We start from the raw sequence: 17,924 nt of genomic DNA, 5'->3' as shown, positions 1-17,924 counted from the left end.
TGCGGCCCGAGCGGATCAACACGATCCGCGATTGGCAGGCCGCGGCCAAGGTCGGTGCGCGGACCTACGGAGAAGGCTCGGCGGCGTGCGCGGAGAGTTGGAGGTGCCGATCGCCCGCGCCTACCCCACCGGAGGGGGTGCGGGACGCGTTCCGCGAGCTGGAACGGGGACACCACGGCAAGATCGGGCTCCGTCGGTAGCCCGGGCCGCCCGAGGTGATCATCGAGCGGGCCCCACACGATCGGCTTCATTCGCCGGACAGGTCGGGTCTCCACAGGGAGATCTCCTCACCGGCTATTGAGAGGTTTGTGTGAACCCTACGGTGATGGACAGGCCGCCTTCGGCGGGTGCACGGGTGGTGAGGGTGGCGCGGTGGGCTTGGGCAACGGCGTTGACGATGGCGAGGCCGAGACCGTAGCCCTCGCCGTGGCCGTGACGATCGGGTGCCAGTTTCTGGAAGGGGTGAAACAGGCACTGGATTTGCTCGGCGGGGATGACCGGCCCGCTGTTGGTGACCGTGAGGGCCGCCTGAGTGGCGGACGTGTGGGTGGTGACCTGTACGTACCCGTCCGGGTGGTTGTGGCGGACGGCGTTGTCGATGAGGTTGGCGACGAGGCTTTCGATCAGTCTCGGGTCCCCGGCCGTCGCGGCGGGCGTCAGGTGTTCGGTGATGCCGATGCCTCTGTCCGTTGCCTGGGCGCGGCGGGAGGTGAGCACTCCTTCGACGACGTGGGCGAGGTCGAGGGTGTCCCAGCGGGTGACGCCGCGCTCGCTGGTGGCCAGAACGAGCAGCGCTCGGACGAGTCGCTCCTGGTGTGCGCCGAGGGCGAGTGCCTCCTGGCAGGCCGAGCGCAGGGTGCCGGTGTCGGCGTCGGGGTCGGCGAGGGTGACTTCGAGGAGGGTGCGCAGGCCGGCGAGGGGGGTGCGTAGTTCGTGGGAGGCGTTGGCGACGAAGTGGCGTTGGGCATCGAAAGAGGCTTGAAGGCGGGCGAACAAGTCGTCGAGGGTGTCGCCGAGTTCGGTCAGCTCGTCCGTGGGCTCGCCGAGGTCGAGGCGCCGGTGGAGGTTGCCGGCTGAGATGCTTCTTGCGGTGGCGCTGATGGCGCGCAGGGGGCGCAGGAACCGGCCGGCCACGAACCAGCCGAGCGCCAGGGCGACGGGGATCAGAATGACCAGGGCGACGGCGGATCCCGTGAGGAGTTGGGCCAGGCTGAACCCGTGCCCGTTTCCGGTGGTCACGCGCGACGAGGGGCGGCCCTCGGGTGTGCCGGCATCGACGCTGCTGAGCGCGACGGCTACCAGGACGAGCACGAAGACCCCCGCGGCGTAGATGCCCGCCGCGTAGGCGAGCGCGAGCCGTGTCTGCAGGGGTCTTCTGGCCGGCTGCTGGGAGGTCATGACGACGATCCGATGCGGTAGCCGCCTTCACGGACGGTCTCGATCACGGGCGGGTCGCCGAGTTTGGCCCGCAACCGGTGCATGGTGTGCTTGACGGCACTGCTGAAGGGGTCGGCGACGGCGTCCCAGACGCGTTCGAGCAGTTCCTCGGCGGAGATCACCAGACCGGGTTCGGCGAGCAGGCATTCGAGCAAGGCAAATTCCTTGGGGCTCAGCTGAAGGCGCCGGCCGGCCCGGAACGCCACGTGGCGAGCCGGATCGAGGGCGATGTCCCCGCATGCCAGGGTGGGCGGTACCGGTGGGGTGGCGCGGCGGGCCAGGGCACGGACGCGCGCGACCAGTTCGGCGAAGGCGAACGGCTTGGGCAGGTAGTCGTCGGCGCCGAGCCGGAGCCCGTCGACACGGTCCTCGACAGTGTCGGAGGCGGTCAGCATGAGCACACGGGTCACGCAGCGGCCGTGCGCGAGTTGGCGGCAGATCTCGTCTCCGTGGACGCCGGGCAGGTCGCGGTCGAGGATCACCACGTCGTAGCGGGTGACGGCCAGCTGGTCGAGCGCGGCTGTCCCGTCCAGGACGACGTCGACGGCCATGCCCTCGTGGCGCAGGCCGGTGCCGATGGAGCGGGCGAGGACTTCGAAGTCCTCGACGACAAGGACCCTCACCTCCCCCCACCGCCGGTCGCCGTGCGGGCGGGGCGGGCGTACCGGCCCGCGGGTCGAGGTGACATGCGTCAACGATGCCAGATCCCAGGTCGCAGCCCGGTCGCAGCGGCTGCGCCCCGGCTGGAACCGGGTGCCGCGTACAACCGTCGGCATGAGTGAATTTCGAACCGTGAGCCGGCCGCGATGAGCGCCCCGGGGATCGTCGTTGCGGGACTGCGCAAGCGGTACAGGGCTGCCTTGGCCCTCGACGGTATGTCCTTCGCCATCCGTCCGGGTGTGGTGACCGGCTTCGTGGGCCCGAACGGGGCCGGGAAGTCCACCACGATGAGGGTGATACTCGGTCTGGCTGCGGTCGACGAGGGCACCGCGCTGATCGAGGGCCGGCCTTACCACAGTCTTCGGCACCCGCTGAAACACGTCGGTTCACTGCTGGACGCGGCGGCGCTGCACCCCAGCCGGAGCGGGCGTAACCATCTGCTCTGGCTGGCGCATTCACAGGGCCTGGCTGCGCGGCGGGTGGACCAGGTGATCGAGCAGGTCGGCCTGACCTCGGCGGCCCGGCGCCATGCCGGCGGCTACTCGCTCGGCATGCGGCAGCGGCTCGGGATCGCCGCGGCCCTGCTGGGCGACCCCCCGGTCATCATGCTCGATGAGCCGTTCAACGGCATGGACCCCGAAGGCATCATCTGGCTGCGCGGCTTCCTGCGATCTCTGGCCTCCCAGGGCCGCACCGTGCTGGTCTCCAGCCATCTGATGAGCGAGTTGCAGGACACCGCCGACCATCTCGTCGTGGTCGGTCGCGGCAGGGCCATCGCCGACACCGGCGTGGCCGACCTGATCGCGGCCGTCTCCGGGAACCGCGTGGCCCTGCGGACCACGGCCCCGCTTGACGCGATGACGGTGCTCGCGCATGCCGGTGCCGCCGTGGCAGCCTCCGGCCGCGACACCGTCGCCGTTTCCGGCCTGCCTGCGGACCGGATCGTGACGCTGCTCGTCGAGAGCGCGGTGCCGTTCTCCGACGTGTCGGCGCATCGGGCGAGCCTCGAAGAAGCCTACATGGAACTGACGCGCAAAGAGGTCGAGTTCCGTGCCGAGACGCCCGGGGAGGCCGCCCGGTGACCGCCACCATGACCCCCCTCGGCCCGCCCGGCCACATGCCCGGGCGGGACAGTTTCCTCCAGTTGCTGCACGCGGAATGGACCAAGTTCCGCACCGTCCGGAGCTGGGTGCACGGCATGGTGGTGGCGGCGCTGCTGGTGGTGGCGGTCGCCCTGCTCGCCGGCTTCAGCAGCGATCAGAAGGGCGCATCGCCCGTTCCCATCGGGCCGGGCGGCGAACCGGTCGCCGACACCTACTACTTCGTGCATCAGCCGCTTGCCGGGGACGGCAGCGTCACCGTCTCGGTCTCCGCGCTGAGCAGCAGCCTCTCCGATGGCCTGACGGGCCTGCGGCCCGGCGCGGTGCCCTGGGCGAAGGCCGGACTGATCATCAGGGAGAGCACCCGCCAGGGGGCACCCTACGCGGCGGTGATGGCCACCGGCAGCCATGGCGTGCGAATGCAGGACGACTACGTCAACGACAGGGCCGGCCTACCCGACGCGGTCTCCGCCGGGTCCCCCCGCTGGCTGCGGCTGGCCCGCTCGGCAGACACGATCACCGGCTACGACTCCACCGACGGCAGGAAATGGACCGAGGTGGGCACCGCGAAGCTGGTCGGACTCGGATCGACCGCGCAGGTCGGACTGTTCGTCGCCTCCCCGCCCACCGTGGGCGGCGGGGGGACGGCCGGCAGCGTGTCCACGGCCACCTTCCAGGACCTTCGCGTCCACGGGGGCTGGACGGCCGGCAATTGGGCCGGTGAGCAAATGGGGGCACACTCGCCCACGTTCTCCGGCTACCCGGCCCACGGGTCGGGTTCGTTCTCCCGGTCCGGCGACCGGTACACGGTCACCGGTGCCGGCGACATCGCTCCCGCGGTCCGCGACACGCTGCCGACCGGCGGCCATCTCCGGGACATCCTCACCGGCACGTTCGCCGCACTGATCGCGGTGATCGTCGTCGGGGCGCTGTTCATCACCACGGAGTACCAGAACAGCATGGTCCGCACCACCCTGGCGGCCGACCCGAGACGGAGCCGGATGCTGGTGGCCAAGTCAATCGTGGTGGGAGCCGTCGCCTTCGTCGCCGGGCTGGTGGGCACGGCCGCGGCGATTCCGATCGGCACCCGGCTCGCCAGCGCCCACGGCGTGTACATCTTCCCGACGTCGTCCTCGACCCAACTGCGGGTGGCGCTCGGAACCGCGGCACTGCTCGCGACCACCGCGATCACGGGCATGGCGTGCGGCGCCATCTTCCGGCAGGGCGCCGGTGCGGTCACCACCGTCACCGTGGCCGTCGTGCTGCCCTATGTCCTGACCGCCATCCCGTTCATGCCTGCAGGCGCGGCGGACTGGCTGGCCAAGGTGACACCTGGGGCGGCGTTCGCCGTCCAGCAGACGCTGGTGCCCTATCACCAGGTGGCAAGCAACTACACGCCCTACTACGGCTATTACCCGCTCCAGCCCTGGGTCGGCTTCGCCGTCCTGGCCGGTTACGCGGTGGCGGCGCTGGCTGTGGCCGCCGTGCTGCTGAACCGGAGGGACGCATGACGGTGGCACTGCACGCGGAATGGACGAAGTTTCGGACCCTCACGAGCCCGCTCTGGCTGCTGCTGGGCGCTGTCGCGGTGACGGTGGCCCTGAGCGCCGTGGCGACCTCGGCGGTGAGCTGTACGACTGCCGACTGTGGCAGCGACCCGACCAGGATCAGCCTTGTGGGGGTCGATCTCGGCCAGGCGCTGGTCGCCATCCTGGGTGTGCTGGGCGTCAGCAACGAGTACGGCACGGGCGTGATCCGCACCAGCCTGACGGCGATACCGCGACGGGTGACTGTCCTCGCGGCCAAGTGCGTGGTCCTCAGCGGCGCTGCGGCCGTCGGCGGAACGGCGGCCGTCCTCGGAGCGCTGCTCACCGGGCGGATCGTGCTGCCCGACCTCAGCGGCCGGGCGCTGTCCCTGTCCGACGGGCCGACGCTGCGCGCGGTCTTCGGATCGGTCCTCTATCTGGTCCTGATCGGCCTGCTCAGCCTCGGTATCGCCACCGCCGTGCGGGACTCCGCCACCGGCATCGGGGTGGTCCTCGGCCTGCTGTACATCTTCCCGATCGTGGCGGGGACCATCAGCGATCCGCATCTGCGGCTCTTGCTGGAGAAGATCGCGCCGATGAGCGCCGGCCTCGCCATCCAGGCCACCACCGATCTCCCCAGCCTGCCCATCAGTCCCTGGGCCGGTCTCGGCGTGACCGCCGGGTGGGCAGCCGCGGCGCTGCTTGTCGGCGGGCTGCTGCTGTGCAGGCGCGACGCCTGAACACCCTCTGCGGCCGGCCGACTCCGCCCGCTTCAGCGGCCGCCCGTCCGGCTCGCCGACAGCATGGTTCCGAGCGGCCGACGCCTGGTCTGCTGACCGGCTCCCAGGCTGCGTCGGCCGAGGTCCAGCGGTGTCCAGAAGGGGCAAATGGGGCTGAAGAACGTCGTTGGCCCCCGCTGCTCGCAGCGGGGGCCAACAACGTCGTGCCCGGTGAGGCACTGGCGGAGGATACGAGATTCGAACTCGTGAGGGGCTGCCCCCACCACGCTTTCCAACGGGTCACGAAGGCGTGCATGACGGGCCGGAGCCGTTTTGACCTGGGGCAAAGCAGGTGGTGGTCCGAGTTCCGAACGTCGCCGGACGGTGATGGATGAGACCAGAACTGAGACCACGCGATGGGGCGGCCGGAAGGACGCCCTCGGTGCCCGGTCGCCTCAGCGGTTGAGGTAGGCAAGCACCGCCAGCACCCGTCGGTTGTCGTCGTCCGAAGGCTGAAGGCCGAGTCGCAGGAAGATCGACGCTGTGTGCTTGGCCACCGCCCGCTCTGTGATCACCAGTTGCTGGGCCACGGCGGCGTTGGAGCGGCCCTCCGCCATCAGGCCGAGCACCTCCCGCTCCCGCGGACTGAGCGAAGCCACTGCGTCGTTACCGGCGTTGTGGGTGAGCAGCCGGGCGATCACCTCCGGGTCCATCGCGGTACCGCCAGCCGCCACCCGGCGCACCGCGTCGACGAACTCGGTACTGGCCATCACCCGGTCCTTCAGGAGGTACCCGATCCCGCCGGAGCCGCCGGCGAGCAACTCCCTTGCGTAGAGCTGCTCCACGTACTGCGACAGCACCAGTACCGGCAGGCCCGGTGTGCTCCGCCGGGCCTCCAGCGCCGCCCTCAGGCCCTCATCCGTGAAGGTCGGCGGGAGCCGGACGTCCACTATCAGCACATCCGGCTCCTCGGCGGCCACGGCGGCGAGCAGTTCAGGACCGGTCTCGACGGCCTGAACCACCGTCATGTCGTGCGCCTGAAGCATCCGGGTCAGACCATCTCTCAGGAGGAAGAGGTCTTCGGCGATGACAACACGCACGGGATCTCCAGTGAGGCTATGGTCGGACCGCCGGGTGGGCTGCTGACGGCGAGCACGCCGTCGAATGTGGCAAGCCGCCGTTCCAGGCCGCGCAGTCCAGTGCCGCGGGTGGGGTCGGCACCGCCCCGGCCGTCGTCGGTGATGCCGATCCTGAGCGCCTCGCCAGTATGGCCGATGTCGATCCAGACCCGGGCGGCACCCGCGTGCTTGGAGACGTTGGCCAACAGCTCGTTGACGGCGAAGTAGGCCGCCGACTCCACCGCCGCCGGCGCGCGGGCCGGCAGCACGCCGTCCACCTGTGCGTGGAGCGGCAGGTCCAGGGCCAGCGCGCGCAGCGCGTCGCCGAGACCGCGATCGGCCAGCACCGGCGGGTGGATGCCGCGAACCAGGTCGCGCAGCTCCGCCAGTGCCTTGACCGAGGAGTTCCTGGCCTCGGTCAGCAGCGCCAGCGCGGCCTGCGGGTTTGATTCGAAGAGCTGCTCGGCCGAGTTCAGCGTCATACCCATGGCCACCAGCCGGGCCTGTGCACCGTCGTGCAGGTCCCGTTCGATACGGCGCATCGCGGCCGCGCCACTGTCGATGGTGTCGGATCGTGTCGCTGCCAAGTGATCCACCCGCTGCGCCAGTTGAGCCTCCCGAGTGGGCCCGAGCAGGCGGCCCGCCAGATGGCCGTAGCCCGTCAGCAGGCGCGGTGCGGCGAGCAGCGCGGCAGCGACAAGCAGACCGCACAACATCAAGGCCAGACACAACGCCACCGGGTCTGCGGCCAGCAGGCTGTGTATCGGCCCGGCCAGCGGACGCCCGGAATGGGCCGGCAGCGGAGGCGCCGAGGGATCCGAGGGTGGGGCAGACGGCGCCGACTCGTCCGGCGGCCCGGACGAGGGCGCGCGCAGCAGGTAACCGAAGCTGAACGCCAACAGCGCCCCCGCCGGAATCAGTAGTAGGAGGAAGCCGCCGACCGCGTTGAGCCCGGTCCACAACAGGTCGCGCCAGGTCGCCGGATCACTCAGCAGCCAGCCGATGCGCTGCCACCGGCTGACCGGATCACCCGTCGGCGCGGGTCGGTACGGCTCGGCTATCACCACGCCGCACCATTTCCCGACCAGCCGTCTGGTGTGCCGCACCACCCACCGCATGCGCACCACTCCGAGACCGAGCAGCACCAGGCCCAGCATCGCCCAGGTGTGGTAGGGCCCGTGCAGGGTGATCTGCCTGGTGCCGTCGCTCAGGAGACCGCGCAACACGCTGAGCAGCGACACCAGTGGAACGGCGCCGGCCGATGCCACCGCGCTCAGGACTGCCACGCGGCCGAGCGCGACCACCCTCGCGCCGATCCAGCCGAACGGTCGATGTCGTCGAGCCCGGGGAGCCGGAGCCGTCCTCGTACTGCTCACCATTGGTCCTCCTCCCTTGAGATCACCGCGAGATGACTGACGGCTCCAGTCTTCCGGGCCGCCGAGCGGTCACACAGGGGGTCTGTGCTCCGAATCCGGGGTGTACCTGCGTACACCCCGGAACCACCGTTCAGCCGTATATCCCGCAGGGCCGCCGACTACCTAGCGTCATCGCTCAGCAGACCGATCCCTGGAGGACACCGTGACCGCGCCGCTCATCGAGATCCGCGATGTGAGCAAGACCTACGAAGCCGGCCGCCCGGCTCTGGACCAGCTGAACCTCGAGGTGCACGCGGGTGAAGCGCTGGCCGTCCTCGGCCGCTCTGGCAGCGGCAAATCCACCCTTCTCAACGTGATCGCGGGGCTGGACAGGCCGACCGAGGGTACGGTCACGGTGGACGGCATGCGGATCGACCGGCTGACCGAGGCGGGCTCGGCCAGGTACCGGCGGGAGCGCGTCGGCATGGTCTTCCAGTTCTTCAACCTCCTGGATGACATGACCGTCCAGGACAACGTGCTGCTACCGGCTCAGCTCGCCGGGATGCCGGGCGACCGGGCCCGCAGCCGCGCGGCCGAGTTGTTGGAGCAACTGGGGATCGCCCACCACACCCGAACCTTCCCCGGTCGGCTCTCGGGCGGCGAACGCCAACGTGTCGCAGTGGCCCGCGCCTTGATGAACCGGCCACCTCTGCTGCTGGCCGACGAGCCGACGGGCGCGCTGGACAGCGCCTCGGCAGCGGAGGTGCGAGAGCTGCTCGTCGAGCTCAATACCGCCGGTCAGACCATCCTGCTGGTCACCCATGACACCTCGCTCGCCGACGCCTGCGCCAACCGCGTCATCGAGCTTTCCGACGGCCGAATCACCCGCGACGTCACGGTGGCGGTCGCCCGATGAGCCATCTCTCCAAGGTGGTTCGGGCCGGAGTCGGCCGGCGCCGGGTGCAGAGCCTGGTCATGATGCTCACCACCATGACGGCGGTCACCGCCTCACTGCTCGGCGGCGGGCTGCTGGTGTCAGCCCACGTCTCATTCGACCAGGGCTTCGCCAGGCAACGCGGCGCCCACCTGACCGTCCGCTTCGACCCCGCCCAGGTCAATACCGCGCAGTTGGCGCAGACCGCCCGTGTCCCCGGGGTCACCGCATCGGCCGGCCCCTACCCGATCGCTTCGCTCAACTCCGTGATCGGCGAGAACAACTCCGGGCTACGGGTGGGCCTGGTCAATCCGGCGCTCGACTTCGTCGGCCGAACCGGCCCGGGCGGTGCTGTGGACGACCTGACCGTAACTGCCGGGCACTGGGCCACAGGACCGGGGCAGGTCGTGCTGAGCGACTTCAACTCCCCCTTGGGCGTGGGTGACAAGCTCCGCTTCCCGGCTCTACCGGGCAAGCCGATACTCACCGTCGTCGGTCTGGCCCGGTCCGCGGGACACAGCGCCGACGCCTGGGTCTCCCCCCAGCAACTGGCCGCGCTGACCCCGCCGGCCGGCACGACCGGTTACCAGATGCTGTACCGCTTCGCCCGAGCCGGCGACAACGCCCGGCTGAACGTGGACCGCACCGCGCTCGCCGCCGCCGTCCCGCCGCGGTCGATGACCAGTGCCGCCTCCTACCTGAAGATCAAGACGGCCTCGGACAAGAGCACCGCCACCTTCGTGCCGTTCGTGATCGCCTTCGCTGTGATCGGCCTGGTCATGTCGGTGCTGATCATCGGCATCGTGGTCAGCGGCGCGGTCGGGGCTTCGACCCGGCGGATCGGCGTCCTCAAGGCGATCGGCTACAGCCCCGCGCAGGTGGTGCGGGCCTACGTCGGGCAGGCGCTGGTCCCGGCCGGTGTCGGCACCGCACTCGGCGTGCTGCTCGGCAACCTGGCGGCGGTCCCGGTGCTGGCCAAGGCCGGCGAGGCGTTCAACACCGGCGCCGGCCGGCTGATCGCCCCCTGGCTCGACCTTGCCGTCGCACTCGGCGCCCTCACCGCCGTGGCCGGCACAGCACTGGTGCCGGCGCTGCGGGCCGGACGGCTGCGCACCGTCGAGGCGCTCACGGTCGGCCGCACCCCGAGCCCCGGACGTGGCTGGACGGCCCGCCGGCTGCTCGGCCGGCTCCCGATGCCGCGCTCGGTCAGCCTGGGGCTGGGCAACTCGTTCGCCAGGCCAGGGCGGTCGGCCACGATGGTCACCGCTGTGGTGCTCGGCTCCGTCGGGGTGTCCTTCGGCGTGGGCCTGGTGGTCTCTTTGAACACGATCACGGACGGCATGAACCGTGACCGGCCCGGCGCGGTGCAGGTCATGCCACTGCCGCCGTTCGGCCCCGCCGCCACCACCCACCAATTGCAGGTCGCCGAGCTGCCCGCCATCGCGGCGAAGATCGCCGCCTACCCGGGCACGAGGCGGTACTTCAGCACCGACCGGGCCACCTTCAGCGTGGTCGGACTGGCCGGCCCGACCACCGTGATCCGCTACGACGGCGACGCCGCCTGGGGTGCCTACCAGATGGTCGCCGGCCGCTGGTTCCACCACCCGGGCGAAGCCGTGGTCCCCTCGGCCTTCCTCCAGGCCACCGGCACCAAGGTCGGCGACAGCATCACCCTGTCCAACGGCAGCGGCCGAAGTGCCCCCGTCCGGATCGTCGGCGAGGCATTCGACATGCAGGAGTCCGGCATGACGATCCGCACCGACAGTGCCTCGCTGGCCGCACTGAACACCCCGGTCGACCCGCAGAGCGTCGACTACCAGATCGACCTGAAGCCCGGCAGCAGCCGGCAGGAGGCCCTGGACCGGCTGCAACTCGCGCTGAAGCCCTACGGCTTCTGCCCCGGCAGCTACCACCCGCTCTTCAACCCGACCATCCTCTCGATGGACACGCTGGCCGTGATGCTCACCGGGATGCTGGTCGCTGTGGCCGGTCTCGGCGTCCTCAATACCGTCGTGCTCGACACCCGCGAACGCGTCCACGACCTGGGCGTCTTCAAAGCACTCGGGATGTCCCCGAAGCAGACCGTCGCCATGGTCCTCACGTCCGTCAGCGGCATCGGCCTGCTCGGCGGCCTGATCGGCACCCCGTTGGGCGTCGCTCTGCACCACGCCGTGCTGCCCGCGATGGGCCGGGCCGCCGGCACCCGGCTGCCCGCCGCCGACCTGGACGCCTACCACCCCGGAGCGCTGGTACCGCTTGTCCTCGGCGGCCTGGTCATCGCCATTGCAGGCGCCCTCCTGCCGGCGGCCTGGGCCGCCCGCACCGGCACCGCGACCGCACTTCGCACCGAATAGGGCTCGCCGGATCGAACTGCCGCCGACAGCGTTCGTGCCCGCAGCCGGGGATTGAGCCCACGTTTCCGGGCAGGCAAAGCCAAGAGACCGATCGGCCTGCATCGGCCAACTGCCGCCACGCACGTTGATGGCCCCCGCTGCGGGCAGCGGGGGCCATCGACGTCGTGCCCGGTGAGGCACTACTCGGATTCGGGGTGCATCTGGACCCACTGGCCATTTCGGTACTTCATCTCCACCCCGGCGTACGGCTGCGGTTCGAGGGAGGCGGCGGTGTGCGCGGATACCACCCTGGGTTCGGAGCGAGGCCGGGGCCGCGGGTTCTTGGCCGCCTGAGGCTTCTTGGCGTCGAGCCTTCGAAGTTCTTCGATCCGTTTCAGAAGCTCGGCCCGGCTCATCGGCCTCTGCTTCTTCATCGGGGCTGCCAGGCTACGCAGAGTGCTTGCCGTGGTCGGCTGGCCGTCGGGCCGAGGACGGCACCCTCGATGCGCCGGTCGGTTGCCGGTCCGCCGGGTTCTTCCCGCCAGCACGTGGGGGCGCAGGTGCTGATGGCACCGGAGGTTGCGGCGAGGGTCCCCCGGCGTTCTGCAGCAGTGGGTTGCGAGCTGGGCAAGGTGAAGGCGTCGTAGCTGGGAACGGGTGCCTGGGCGTGCCTCAGGACTGGCCGTAGAGGCTCGCCAGGTCAATCAGTCGGATGCCCGGGTCGGCTGCCGCTGCGGCGTGTGCCTTGTCGTTGAAGCCGACGCCGCTGAAGCACATGAGCTGCGTGGCGGTGGTGTCGTAGCGGCCTGCCAGGGTGATGAGGTCACGGATGTGCCGGAGGCGTTCGATGTGAGCGGCGCCCATGGTGTCGTTCCACTTGGCCTCTCCGATGGCCAGGAGCGGCGGCTTGGCCCCGTCCGCGATTCCGATCACTGCCACGTCGACCTCATGACCGGTACGGGCTTTGGGGTCGTGGACGACACCTTGTCCGACACGGGCGGGCAGACCGCCCAGACGCTCGGGGTCGGCGTGGTGCAGCGCCCAATCGCGGCAGACCTGTTCGAAGTGCGGACCGAGGACGTTGCTGACGAAGCGGCGGCGGCTTGCCTGCCAGACGCGTGTCGCACTGCCCGGGCGTTCGAGCTGGTCCCAGACCGGTCGCATGATCGCGTGGTAGAAGCCGATCAGCGGTTCGGAGATGCGATAGGTGGGCCGGTTGTCGCGGAACGCATCGGCGTCGCGGTGGAGTAGTCCTGCGTCTTCGAGGACGGTGATGGGGTGGGCGATGTCGGTGGCCTTGCGTTCCAGGTAGCTGGCCATGCCTCCGCGGGTGGCGTTCCCGTCGGCGACGGCCGCCAGGACGGACAGGTACAGGGCGGTGTCGCGAAGGTCGGGTTCTTCGGCCAGCAGGTAGCGGGCCTCGCGGAAAAGGGGGGTCTCGGGATTGAGGACGGTGCGGACGACCCAGTCGTCGAAGTCGTCCGGACCCTTCGGGACGTCCCCGCGTGCGAATTCGCGCCGGTAGGCAGGGGTGCCGCCCACAATCGCGTTCACCTTCATGGCCAGGTGGGGATCGGTGATGCCCCAGAATTCGGCGGCGAGGCGGTGGTCGAGAGGGCGGACGACCAGTTCCAGTCCGGCACGTCCACGCAGGGGGGCGTTGCCCGACAACAGTCGGCCCATGAAGGACAGGGCTGAGCCGCACAGCAGCATCCGGGCTTGTGAGCTGGTGCGCTGCTCACGCAGCGGCCGCAGGGCCTCCTGGATGATCGAGGGCAGCTCCGGGTTGGCCTTGGCGAGGTAGGGAAACTCGTCGATCACCACGGGGACCGGTCGCTCGGCGCCGAGCGCGAGCAGCGCGTCGACGGCCTCTGACCAGTTGGCGAAGTGGAACGGGCTTGCGGGGCGGACGTGCGCGCTCAGCGCTGTGCTGATCCGCCGTAGCGACTCGGCATCGGCAGCCTCGGTCGCACCGAAATAGAACCCTCCGGCGGCTCGGCAAGCGGCGTCCAGCAGGAACGTCTTGCCCTGGCGGCGACGCCCGGAGACCACACCCAGAGTCGCCCCTCGCTGGGGATCGTTGATGAACCGGCTCAGCGCTGACCACTCGTGGTCCCGGTCGAACATCTCGGCAGGCTTGTCCATTGGCGCCCCGCTTGTAGAGGTGTACTTACAATAAACATACTCCTATCTCCCGCCGAGGCGCGCAGCGTCTGCTCCCCCGGATGAGCGGCGCCCGCCAGGGCTGAGGTGGCACAGTGCAAGAATGTCTCGAATGTCGGAAATAAATGAGACCGAGATTGAGACCAGAGCATGCCGAAGACCCCGACCGCTCGGCGGTCGGGGTCTTCGTTCTGCCTGTTCAGGCGGTGCGGAGGATACGAGATTCGAACTCGTGAGGGGTTGCCCCCAACACGCTTTCCAACCGGTCACGATGCCGTACGCGCGGGAGCGGAGGCGTTCTGACCTGCGGCCGAGCGAGCACCCAGGCAGGTGGCGGACGGACCCGGACGCGGCTGAATGAGGCCAGACCTGAGACCGAGGGCGTGGCGGCGCCGGGTCCGCTTCTGCCCTGGGTGACGGGCAGGCGGAAATGTGACGGCCATTACCGTCCGCAAGCCCTGTGCCAGATCGCGCGTCGCTGAACACCAGTCAGCGATGCCGCTGTTCAGGCCATTCCCTTGCCACTTGCCGCGGTTCCTGTCCGGAGCCCGTGCGCACTGGGCCAAAGTGGCAGGAGGCAACAGCTGTTGATCAGCTGATGCTCTGGGGGAATCGTCGATTCATGGGGGTGGATGACGTATGGGCGGCGCAAACGACGACGGCGAGATACTCGACATCAAGCTCACGGACCTGCAGACGAGCGCACCGCAGTTCCTGACGCACAGCTCGGACCTCGCAACAGCCCTGGCCAAGCTCCAGGGCGGTCTGGCCGCGGCCGGCTCACCGTGGGGCGCGGACGACCAGGGCAAGCAGTTCGAGGACCAGTACGTACCGAACGTGACCAGCATGACGATGGCGGCCGAGATCCTGGCCCTCGGCCTGGCCAGCATCCACGACGCCATGGCCGACATGGCCGACGGCCACGTCGGCAACGAGGCCCTCATCCGCACGATGTTCAGCAGGAACGGGCCGAAGCCGGAACCTCCCCCGCACACCGCCGGGGGAGACCTGCAATGAGCGTCGCCGACGAGGCCAAGAAGATCGTCATGAAGCTCACCGGCATGTGGTGGCCGGACGCCGACGAAGGCGGCCTGCGGGACGCGGCCACCGCATGGCGGACCTTCGCCGACGACGTCGAGACGCTCACAGCCGCCGCGAACACCACAGCCCGCACCCTGATCGAGAACAACACAGGCAAGGCGATATCCGCCTTCGACGACCCGTTCTGGCGCCGCTACTACTACGGCAACCGCGGCTGGCTCCAGGACATGATCGACGGCGCCCGCGACCTGGCCACCGCCCTCGACCGGTACGCCGACAGCGTCCACAGCGCGGTGAAGCAGCTGGAGCACGAGCTGGAGATCGTCGGCGGCACCATCGTCGCCGGCACCGCCCTCGCGTTCTTCACCTTCGGGATCTCCGAGGGCGCCGCGGCCGCAGCCACCGCCGAGGTCCTGGAACTGTCCGCCGCCCTGGGCGTGACCGTCTCCGCCGACGTCGCCGCGATCATCGGCACCACCCTGGCCACCGCCGCCATCGCCGGCGTCGAATCGATCACCGTCGACCTCGCCGTCACCCAACCCATCGCCATGGCCACCGGCCAGAGCAGCGGCCTCAACCTCGACGAAGCGACCGACGCCGCACTCTACGGAGCAGTCTTCGGCGGCGGCATAGGCGCCGCCGGCAGCACGATCAAAACCATCGCCCAGAACGGCGGCCTCCAGGGCCTGCTCGACAGCCTCCACCTCCCGGACTTCCAACCCGGCCTGGCCCTCCCCAGCGGCCCCGCAGCCTCGCTCGACGACCTCGGCATGGTCATGCGAACCGGGGAGGGCGGCGCCGGACCTGGCAAGGGCCCTTTTCCCGTTTCCGAGTCGGTAAAGGGGCCTGCGAAAGGTAAATCACTGCGGCTACCGAACAAACGACACACCATTTCTGGCGCAGCATCCGGCAATGTCGACGAGGAAAACACGGTGATCTTGCGCGGGTACGAGGAGGAAGTCAATCAGGACATCGCCGGCATCGCGGCAGGGCGGGCAAAATTCGACAAGGACACCAACCTCTATGAGATCAACGGACGCACGTACAGGGTGAAAGATACGGGTACAGTATTCCCTTGCAGTGGCACAGGTCTCGTCGAACTCGACCGCAACGAATACGCAGCACTCCAGGAGATCGCCAAGGCCAAGGGGAATGCCGAATCCGTGCAGGCGTTTGTGAGAGCTCCGCGCTTCATCAACAACCCGGAAGCCATCCAGAAAGCCCAGGCAGTTTACGATGGGACGTACTGATGACTGACTACAACCTGCTCGTCACCGAGCCCCTGAGCAACAGAGTCGTTGCCGAAGCACTTGCCCAGTGCTTCCGGGTCCCCGTGAGCGATGTCGACGTGGCCGACGAGAAAACCGACCAGAACACGCGGCACTGGGACGCGATGGTGCTCTGCGGGACGGAAAACCTCCGGGGCGATGTACGGACGTCCCTGGACATCTACGCGCGGGACAGCGTGCAGCCGCAGCCGAGTGAGCCGGAACTCGCCGCCGCGCTCGCGCGGGTGCTCGGTCACTCGGTCCTCTACCCGGCGGAGGAGTTTCTGCAGGGCGTCCCCGGTCTCGCGGCGGCTGACGGTACGGTCACCCGTGCCCGGCTGCTCGACCCGGGCGAGGACCCGCACGATGAAACGGCCGGCTACAAGGTCGATGCCGTCGAGGCCCCTGTTACCGACCTCCCGAACGCCCAGGTCACCCGACTTCCCGAAATCGTGCGATACCAGCGGAAGCCGACTCCGGTGAGGGACGGCCTCGTCGCGTCTCTGAACATTCTGGGGACGGGGCGTACGGACGACATCGGCTCCCCGTACTGGACGGCCGCGACGAACCTGGGGGCGTGGGAAAAGCTCGTGCGGACCAAGGCCGACGACTGGGCTCCCGCGGGTTGGTACCCGCCGGACCTGTACGTGCAGACCCTCTCGGCCCGGGACGAGTTGGAAGCCCTGCAGCCGCAACTCCCCGTTCAGGCCGCAGAGCTGCTGGAGGCAGCGGTGGACCTGGTGGACCGGGAGTTCATCAAGCTGACCGTCCCCGATCCCGCCTGGTACCTGGACCTCAGGACCCAGGGACTCGACGTCCCCGACCCGCACGACGCGGCCTGGTGGTGGACCCGCCGCCCCGACCCCCTCCCCTGGTAGCCCCACGGCCGCCCTCTCAAGGAGAGCCGTTCGTCAGCAGCATGTGGAAGGTGCCACCTCGGAGTCCCCCGGAACGACCCGTCGAGACTGCAGATGAGACTACGAACGTTGATGGACCCCACCGCAAGCGGTGGGGTCCATCAACGTCGTGCCCGGTGAGGCACTGGCGGAGGATACGAGATTCGAACTCGTGAGGGGTTGCCCCCAACACGCTTTCCAACGGGTCGCCTTGGTATCCACGGAGAGGCGGGGACGTCCTGACCAGCGATGGAGTGGTCGGGCGAAAGGCTTACGGACGCCGATGAACGGGCACGAACGAGACCAGAACTGAGACCGGACTTCGCAGATTCCTTCTGGTCAGCGGCCGAAGCGCACTGTCGTCCACGAGATAAGCCCGTCCAGCGCGCGCCGGGCATCGCGCATCGGGTCGAAAACTATTCGCTCGCGTGCGATGAGACGGATTCAGCTGTCGGTGTCCTTGGGGTGCCGGGTGGAGGCGTAGACGAGATGCACGGTCCGGCGTGGTTGGTCGATGAGATAGCGGACGCGGCCGCCGGCAGTGACCTCGTACTCCCACTGCGGGTACTCGGTGCCGCCGAGGGTGGCAGTGCCGAGTCGGCCACGGAGTCTGTGCTGACGGTCGGGGTCCTTTACGGAGGCCGGGTCGGCGCGCAGCGCCTCGTAGCAGCGCCGGGTGTTACCCGGAGCCTCCGTGCACAGGTCTCCCCAGCCTTTGGCTGCATCGTTCGTGGCGAATCGGAGGCGCCATTCGCTGCCGATCGGCGGTGGCGGAACGTCGTCGCCGCGTTTGGGGCTCATGGAGCAGGTACCTCGCCGTGGTCCTCGTCCGGGAGCGGGGCGGTCAGCTGCGCCGTAAGTTCGGGGTCCGCGAGAATCCGGGCGGTGGCACGCCACTCGACGATGACTCGGTGCAGGTTGGTGTGCACGTCCAGTTCCGCGGCGTCATGGGTCGCGTTCACCAGGTCGACGACGAACTCGCGAACCTCCTCCGTCGACAGGTGCCGGGTCCACGGGAAGACCTCGGGCAGGGCGAGCAGAATCGCGCGGGCACCTTCGTCGCTGCTGATCAGGGCCGCGAACAGCCGCGCAGTGACGTCGGCGGTCTCCTCGCGCTGACGGTCATGGCGCTCGGTGGTGAGGTACAGATCCTCGCCGTCGCGACGCGTCACGTGAACGCGCTGGGCACGCTCGACGGTGTCGGCGACCCGCTTGGAGTTCTTCGACAGATCGGAGAACGAAACGGTCAGATTGGACATGAATCGAGACTACTTCGGAACACATTCCGAAGTCAAGGGGAGACCGTGCCTGCGTCCCCCTGGCGGCCCCCCAAACGGCGTCGCCGGGTGCCAGGGGCCTCGATAGCGTGACCGT

Annotated in this window: 16 protein-coding genes; 8 read left to right on the top strand and 8 right to left on the bottom strand. The window is 69.3% G+C overall.

Features of this window, described 5'->3' with window-relative positions; translation table 11 throughout:
* Nucleotides 1-294: 294 nt before the first annotated feature.
* Nucleotides 295-1,398 (bottom strand): sensor histidine kinase, encoded by a 1,104-nt coding sequence (locus JT723_RS07880; RefSeq protein WP_205043762.1) that lies wholly within the window; start codon nt 1,396-1,398, stop codon nt 295-297.
* Nucleotides 1,395-2,060 (bottom strand): response regulator transcription factor, encoded by a 666-nt coding sequence (locus JT723_RS07875; RefSeq protein WP_205043761.1) that lies wholly within the window; start codon nt 2,058-2,060, stop codon nt 1,395-1,397. Before JT723_RS07875 ends, JT723_RS07880 begins: the two co-directional genes overlap by 4 nt.
* Before the next feature lie 183 nt (nt 2,061-2,243).
* Here JT723_RS07875 and JT723_RS07870 point away from each other — a divergent pair, with 183 nt between their 5' ends.
* From JT723_RS07870 to JT723_RS07860, 3 genes are read left to right on the top strand one after another with little or no spacing between them, the layout of a single operon-like run.
* Nucleotides 2,244-3,179, top strand: coding sequence for an ABC transporter ATP-binding protein (locus JT723_RS07870; RefSeq protein ID WP_205043760.1), 936 nt, complete (start codon nt 2,244-2,246; stop codon nt 3,177-3,179).
* Nucleotides 3,176-4,708 carry a DUF1349 domain-containing protein gene (locus JT723_RS07865; protein ID WP_251513270.1) on the top strand — a complete coding sequence of 511 codons (1,533 nt, stop codon included), beginning with the start codon at nt 3,176-3,178 and terminating at the stop codon, nt 4,706-4,708. The genes JT723_RS07870 and JT723_RS07865 overlap by 4 nt, the downstream gene beginning before the upstream one ends.
* Complete coding sequence (locus tag JT723_RS07860) at nt 4,705-5,463, top strand: ABC transporter permease (protein WP_205043759.1); 759 nt, start codon at nt 4,705-4,707, stop codon at nt 5,461-5,463. Before JT723_RS07865 ends, JT723_RS07860 begins: the two co-directional genes overlap by 4 nt.
* 434 nt (nt 5,464-5,897) lie before the next feature.
* Here the strand turns inward: JT723_RS07860 and JT723_RS07855 are convergent, their stop codons facing one another.
* Complete coding sequence (locus JT723_RS07855; RefSeq protein ID WP_205043758.1) at nt 5,898-6,542, bottom strand: response regulator transcription factor; 645 nt, start codon at nt 6,540-6,542, stop codon at nt 5,898-5,900.
* On the bottom strand, nt 6,506-7,864 hold the full coding sequence (locus tag JT723_RS07850) for a sensor histidine kinase (protein WP_307863930.1): 1,359 nt from the start codon (nt 7,862-7,864) through the stop codon (nt 6,506-6,508). Before JT723_RS07850 ends, JT723_RS07855 begins: the two co-directional genes overlap by 37 nt.
* Nucleotides 7,865-8,138: 274 nt before the next feature.
* Between JT723_RS07850 and JT723_RS07845 the strand changes: the two genes are divergently transcribed.
* Complete coding sequence (locus JT723_RS07845; protein WP_205043757.1) at nt 8,139-8,831, top strand: ABC transporter ATP-binding protein; 693 nt, start codon at nt 8,139-8,141, stop codon at nt 8,829-8,831.
* Nucleotides 8,828-11,203, top strand: a complete 2,376-nt coding sequence (locus tag JT723_RS07840; protein WP_205043756.1) for an ABC transporter permease — start codon at nt 8,828-8,830, stop codon at nt 11,201-11,203. Before JT723_RS07845 ends, JT723_RS07840 begins: the two co-directional genes overlap by 4 nt.
* Nucleotides 11,204-11,382: 179 nt before the next feature.
* On the opposite strand, the gene JT723_RS07835 is transcribed toward JT723_RS07840, so the two are convergent.
* The gene (locus tag JT723_RS07835; RefSeq protein WP_205043755.1) at nt 11,383-11,616 is read right to left on the bottom strand and encodes a hypothetical protein; all 234 of its coding nucleotides are present in this window, start codon (nt 11,614-11,616) and stop codon (nt 11,383-11,385) included.
* 238 nt (nt 11,617-11,854) lie between these two features.
* Nucleotides 11,855-13,327, bottom strand: a complete 1,473-nt coding sequence (locus tag JT723_RS07830; protein WP_205043754.1) for an AAA family ATPase — start codon at nt 13,325-13,327, stop codon at nt 11,855-11,857.
* Nucleotides 13,328-13,984: 657 nt separating this feature from the next.
* On the opposite strand from JT723_RS07830, the gene JT723_RS07825 reads away from it, so the two are divergent.
* From JT723_RS07825 to JT723_RS07815, 3 genes are read left to right on the top strand one after another with little or no spacing between them, the layout of a single operon-like run.
* The gene (locus tag JT723_RS07825; protein ID WP_205043753.1) at nt 13,985-14,362 is read left to right on the top strand and encodes a hypothetical protein; all 378 of its coding nucleotides are present in this window, start codon (nt 13,985-13,987) and stop codon (nt 14,360-14,362) included.
* The gene (locus tag JT723_RS07820) at nt 14,359-15,636 is read left to right on the top strand and encodes a WXG100-like domain-containing protein (protein WP_205043752.1); all 1,278 of its coding nucleotides are present in this window, start codon (nt 14,359-14,361) and stop codon (nt 15,634-15,636) included. Before JT723_RS07825 ends, JT723_RS07820 begins: the two co-directional genes overlap by 4 nt.
* Nucleotides 15,636-16,532, top strand: coding sequence for a hypothetical protein (locus tag JT723_RS07815; protein WP_205043751.1), 897 nt, complete (start codon nt 15,636-15,638; stop codon nt 16,530-16,532). Before JT723_RS07820 ends, JT723_RS07815 begins: the two co-directional genes overlap by 1 nt.
* A 462-nt stretch (nt 16,533-16,994) precedes the next feature.
* On the opposite strand, the gene JT723_RS07810 is transcribed toward JT723_RS07815, so the two are convergent.
* Nucleotides 16,995-17,351 (bottom strand): hypothetical protein, encoded by a 357-nt coding sequence (locus JT723_RS07810; protein ID WP_205043750.1) that lies wholly within the window; start codon nt 17,349-17,351, stop codon nt 16,995-16,997.
* On the bottom strand, nt 17,348-17,809 hold the full coding sequence (locus JT723_RS07805) for a prevent-host-death family protein (RefSeq protein ID WP_205043749.1): 462 nt from the start codon (nt 17,807-17,809) through the stop codon (nt 17,348-17,350). The genes JT723_RS07810 and JT723_RS07805 overlap by 4 nt, the downstream gene beginning before the upstream one ends.
* Nucleotides 17,810-17,924 lie beyond the last annotated feature (115 nt).

The organism is Actinacidiphila bryophytorum, from assembly GCF_016916835.1.
Taxonomy (GTDB): domain Bacteria; phylum Actinomycetota; class Actinomycetes; order Streptomycetales; family Streptomycetaceae; genus Actinacidiphila; species Actinacidiphila bryophytorum.
The sequence above is the reverse complement of the archived record's forward strand: the minus strand, read 5'-3'. Positions and strand labels throughout refer to the sequence as shown.

What these genes read in the sequence shown, in the direction of transcription:
- JT723_RS07880 (WP_205043762.1), bottom strand. Translation starts at nt 1,398, where the DNA reads ATGACCTCCCAGCAGCCGGCCAGAAGACCCCTGCAGACACGGCTCGCG.
- JT723_RS07870 (WP_205043760.1), top strand. Translation starts at nt 2,244, where the DNA reads ATGAGCGCCCCGGGGATCGTCGTTGCGGGACTGCGCAAGCGGTACAGG.
- JT723_RS07860 (WP_205043759.1), top strand. Translation starts at nt 4,705, where the DNA reads ATGACGGTGGCACTGCACGCGGAATGGACGAAGTTTCGGACCCTCACG.
- JT723_RS07840 (WP_205043756.1), top strand. Translation starts at nt 8,828, where the DNA reads ATGAGCCATCTCTCCAAGGTGGTTCGGGCCGGAGTCGGCCGGCGCCGG.
- JT723_RS07835 (WP_205043755.1), bottom strand. Translation starts at nt 11,616, where the DNA reads ATGAAGAAGCAGAGGCCGATGAGCCGGGCCGAGCTTCTGAAACGGATC.
- JT723_RS07830 (WP_205043754.1), bottom strand. Translation starts at nt 13,327, where the DNA reads ATGGACAAGCCTGCCGAGATGTTCGACCGGGACCACGAGTGGTCAGCG.
- JT723_RS07825 (WP_205043753.1), top strand. Translation starts at nt 13,985, where the DNA reads ATGGGCGGCGCAAACGACGACGGCGAGATACTCGACATCAAGCTCACG.
- JT723_RS07820 (WP_205043752.1), top strand. Translation starts at nt 14,359, where the DNA reads ATGAGCGTCGCCGACGAGGCCAAGAAGATCGTCATGAAGCTCACCGGC.
- JT723_RS07815 (WP_205043751.1), top strand. Translation starts at nt 15,636, where the DNA reads ATGACTGACTACAACCTGCTCGTCACCGAGCCCCTGAGCAACAGAGTC.
- JT723_RS07810 (WP_205043750.1), bottom strand. Translation starts at nt 17,351, where the DNA reads ATGAGCCCCAAACGCGGCGACGACGTTCCGCCACCGCCGATCGGCAGC.
- JT723_RS07805 (WP_205043749.1), bottom strand. Translation starts at nt 17,809, where the DNA reads ATGTCCAATCTGACCGTTTCGTTCTCCGATCTGTCGAAGAACTCCAAG.